This window comes from Shewanella sp. SG41-4, assembly GCF_014164505.1.
In the GTDB taxonomy this organism is placed as follows: Bacteria; Pseudomonadota; Gammaproteobacteria; order Enterobacterales; family Shewanellaceae; genus Shewanella.
The window spans coordinates 1-2,314 of sequence record NZ_JACJFI010000442.1; the positions used below are offsets into that span (position 1 = coordinate 1).

The 2,314-nt window shown below is 40.2% G+C and carries 5 protein-coding genes; 1 reads left to right on the forward strand and 4 read right to left on the reverse strand.

Annotated elements, in window-relative coordinates:
- Nucleotides 1-583 (forward strand): IS3 family transposase (locus H5202_RS20810; protein ID WP_182773740.1); only part of this gene is annotated, 583 nt, incomplete at its 5' end.
- An 83-nt stretch (nt 584-666) separates the two neighbouring features.
- Here the strand turns inward: H5202_RS20810 and mutT are convergent.
- The 4 genes from mutT to H5202_RS20830 all read right to left on the reverse strand — a co-directional run.
- Nucleotides 667-1,062, reverse strand: coding sequence for an 8-oxo-dGTP diphosphatase MutT (mutT, locus tag H5202_RS20815; RefSeq protein WP_182773741.1), 396 nt, complete (start codon nt 1,060-1,062; stop codon nt 667-669).
- A 23-nt stretch (nt 1,063-1,085) separates the two neighbouring features.
- Nucleotides 1,086-1,298: a DNA gyrase inhibitor YacG gene (gene yacG, locus H5202_RS20820; RefSeq protein WP_182773742.1), complete on the reverse strand. Its 213-nt coding sequence runs from the start codon at nt 1,296-1,298 to the stop codon at nt 1,086-1,088.
- A 42-nt stretch (nt 1,299-1,340) separates the two neighbouring features.
- Nucleotides 1,341-2,075 carry a cell division protein ZapD gene (gene zapD, locus H5202_RS20825; protein WP_182773743.1) on the reverse strand — a complete coding sequence of 245 codons (735 nt, stop codon included), beginning with the start codon at nt 2,073-2,075 and terminating at the stop codon, nt 1,341-1,343.
- Nucleotides 2,068-2,314: dephospho-CoA kinase (locus tag H5202_RS20830; RefSeq protein ID WP_182773744.1), on the reverse strand; the 247-nt coding region annotated here is incomplete at its 5' end. The genes zapD and H5202_RS20830, both read right to left, overlap by 8 nt.

The window sequence follows — 2,314 nt, forward strand, 5'->3', positions numbered from 1 at the left end:
AGGACTTATCAGTAGCCAACCCAGAAAACATCGCTACAAGATAGTGAATGATGAGCCTACAATCGCGCCTAACTTGTTAAAGCGACAGTTTAACGTTGACGTCATAAACCAGGTTTGGTGTGGTGATGTGACGTATGTTTGGTCAGGAACCAAATGGCTCTATTTAGCCGTGGTAATGGATTTGTATGCGAGAAAAGTGGTGGGTTGGGCTTGCTCTGACAGCCCGAATACCGATTTGACTTGTGCAGCATTAAGAATGGCATTTGAAAGTCGTGGACGGCCCCAAAACCTGATGTTTCATTCTGACCAAGGTTGCCATTACAGTAGTCTTCAATATCGACAAATGCTGTGGAAGTATCAAATAACGCAGAGTATAAGTCGACGAGGAAACTGCTGGGATAACGCGGTAATGGAACGTTTTTTTAGAAGTTTTAAAACAGAATGGATGCCGAAGTATGGTTACAACAATTTTGATGAAGCGAAGCAGGATGCGTTGAATTACATACTAAAGCACTACAATACAAAACGTGGTCATAGTTATAACAATTATATGACGCCAGCGGCTGCCGAAATGGCAGCATAAAAACGCCCCCTGTTTGTGTACAGTTTTACTTGACCACATCAACTTGTTCTTTTCGATTGGTATTCAAATAGTGGGGGACGATTTTAGAGTTCAGCTAATATCTTTTCTACGATAGGCTTATTGGCTTCTGGGAAGTCGTATTCTGCAATACTATGTATCGGCACCCATTCAATTTGCTGTTGTTCCATACCTTGCGCTTGGTTTGAAAATTCAGTAATTAAATGAATGTCGAGTCTGACATGTTTATCTGGATAATCATGACTGATGTCCATGAAGGGCGTTGAATTAGATACATCAAGATTAACTTCCTCTTTGAGTTCTCTAATTAACGCTTCCGTAACCGTTTCATTAATTTCCACCTTACCGCCTGGGAATTCCCACTTTCCACCTTGATGAAGGTGTCCTAGTCTCTTAGCCAGTAAAATGTGCCTATCTTGATTAATGATGACACCGACAGCGACATGAATTCTTTTTTGCATGTTTGCCCCTTTATAATTTGAACTTATTGTTTAAAGAAGTCGCCTTCATCAAAACCAGCATCATCCAACAGATCTAGGTCTACATCGTGTTTAACCGGAATAGCATGCTTCTCGCTGGCCCAGTCGCCAAGATCGATCAATTTACAGCGTTCGCTGCAAAAAGGTTTAAATAGGGATTCGTCTTTCCATTCAACTTTGGTTCTGCAAATTGGGCAGTTTACTACTGTTAAAGGCATAATCATTCTTGGTTATGTATATTACCAGTGATGTTAAAGTGTTTAAGTGCAGGTTGCTAGTGAGAACTCAACAGTTTCACAGGTATGACGATGTAAATCGAAATCTACAAAATGGATGGCATAACGATTTCGGTTACCACTGACGGTAGGGTAGCAGTTTTGATTGGAATTTATTTGCACTCGAATTAATGACAGCGGTTGTATTGAGTTACTTTGATAGAAACCCACTGGAGCTTGGCATAGACCAAAATCTGCTGTCGTTCGAATCAGTTCAAGAAGTAATGTGATTGGGGCGAGTAGAGGTTGGAATTGAATAATCCAACTTTTGATATCTTGCTGTCGATGTTGCCAGTCTTTGCCAAGCCAAAAGTGCAATTGTGGAAAGTCGAAATTACAGTATGCGCCAGTCATGTTGAAGCGCTGTCGTAATGCAGAGATAAATTTGTCTTGTTTAAGGCTACAGCCAATTCTTTCTTGCGCTTGCAGTGGTAATTTTAGCGCGATTAGCCTTTGGATGAGTTGATCCACTTGAGCGATACCTACATTTGAGTTAGTACGCCAATGAGAAATTATCTGAATCTGTTTTTCAATATCTTTTAAAATATCGGTGCGATAGTCACATCGTTCAGTTAATTCGGCAAGAGCAAACAAAGGGCTAAAACATTGATGTTGATTATCTTGTTCGGCATGCTGTTGCAACTGGAGGGCAAGGTTTTCTATACGTAAATAACTGCGTATTTTTTCATTTAATGGTTGTTCATAAATTAAATCAGTCATTGACGTTAGTTTCTAAATCGGCTGCTTGTTGTAAGTATTGTTGGTGCAGACGAAGTACTTGACTGCGCAACAGCTCATGTTCTCCTTGATTATCAATAATATTATCAGCTTTAGCGAGTCGTTGTTCTCGAGTCATTTGACTCGCAAGAATATGCTCTACCTGCTGTTTACTGACACCATCACGTTGCATCGTCCTTGAAATCTGTAACTCTGGCGATATATCTACAACCAAAGTAGTA